The organism is Gordonia sp. HS-NH1, from assembly GCF_001418765.1.
In the GTDB taxonomy this organism is placed as follows: domain Bacteria; phylum Actinomycetota; class Actinomycetes; order Mycobacteriales; family Mycobacteriaceae; genus Gordonia.
The window spans coordinates 1-1,406 of record NZ_LIYC01000103.1 but is presented as its reverse complement, the minus strand read 5'-3'; the positions used below and the strand labels follow the sequence as shown (position 1 = coordinate 1,406).

The 1,406-nt window shown below is 65.4% G+C and carries 1 protein-coding gene; it reads left to right on the top strand.

Annotated features, from left to right (window positions below):
* Positions 1 to 132: 132 nt before the first annotated feature.
* Positions 133 to 1,218 carry an IS110 family transposase gene (locus AMD30_RS24230; RefSeq protein ID WP_014924910.1) on the top strand — a complete coding sequence of 362 codons (1,086 nt, stop codon included), beginning with the start codon at positions 133 to 135 and terminating at the stop codon, positions 1,216 to 1,218.
* Positions 1,219 to 1,406: the final 188 nt, after the last annotated feature.

Sequence of the window (1,406 nt, the reverse complement as noted above, 5' to 3'; positions counted from 1 at the left end):
CTGAGGTGCGAGGAGCGATAGACGGTATGAGGGCCTTGGGGCCGAAGGCCTCAAGCTGCAAACACATCGTGGGTTGCTGCTGCTGAGTTCACACTCGGCGGTAGCACCACATTGCAGATCAGGAGGCCTCCGGTGATTGTTCAGGGTACAAGTGTCGGATTGGATGTTCACGCACGTTCGGTGGTCGCTCACGCCATCGATGAGGACAGCGGCAACGTGATTCGGGAGACGTTGGTTCCCGATGCGGCGACCATCGTGAGCTGGCTTCACAGCTTGGCTCCGCCTGTGCGGGTTGCCTACGAGGCCGGTCCGACGGGTTTCGGATTGGCTCGGGCGATCACTGCGGCCGGGATGGAGTGTGTGGTTGCCGCGCCCTCGAAGCTGCAACGGCCAGCCGGGGACCGCGTCAAGACCGATGCCCGAGACGCTGCGCACCTGGCGAAGTTGCTGCGCCTGGGCGAGGTAGTCGCGGTCGGTGTGCCCGAGGAGGGTACCGAAGCGGCCCGTGATCTGGTCCGCGCCCGCGAGGACGCTCGCAGCGACCTGATGCGGGCGCGGCATCGATTGTCCAAACTGCTTCTGCGCCAGGGGATCGTCTACTCCGGCGGGAAACCCTGGACCGGTGTTCATCAACAGTGGCTGCAGCGTCAACGTTTCGAGCTGCCGCTGTTGCAAGCCGCCTTCGACAACGACCTGGACGCGGTGTTGAGCGTGACCGCACGCCGAGACCGCCTCGATGAGCTGATCGAACAGACCGCGGCCACCGATCCGTGGCGGGCTGTGGTCACCCGATTGTCATGTCTGCGGGGTGTGTCGACGCTGACCGCGTTCGCTCTGGCCGTCGAGATCGGCGACTGGTCGAGGTTCAGTGGCGCCACGATCGGCCCCTACGCCGGGTTGGTGCCCTCGGAATACTCGACCGGCGGTACCCGCAGTCAGGGATCGATCACCAAGGCCGGGAACGCCCACGTGCGGCGGTTGCTGGTCGAGGCGGCCTGGCAACACCGGCGGCCCTACGGCACGCCCGGACAGACCATGCGCCGTCGGTGGGAGGCCGCCTCACCCTCGGCCCGCGCCCGTGGCCATGCCGGCAACCGACGGCTACACAAGCGTTGGCAACAATTCGACCGCCGCAGCAAACATCCCTGCGTGGCCAACACCGCGATCGCTCGTGAGCTCGCCGGCTGGTGCTGGTCGCTGGCGGTGCTCGACGACTAACCAGCACTGACACACAATCTTGGCCACCCGCCGCGACTGCGCTGTGGTGAACAGGGAACGAATCCACGGCGTCGCTATGTGCGCCAGCACCTCTGGGTGCACGGTACGCACGCTTACATAGACCCGTCGGTCAGCGTTTTCATCTCCTGTCGAACACCGTTGAGCGGTAACCAACCCGCGTATATCAG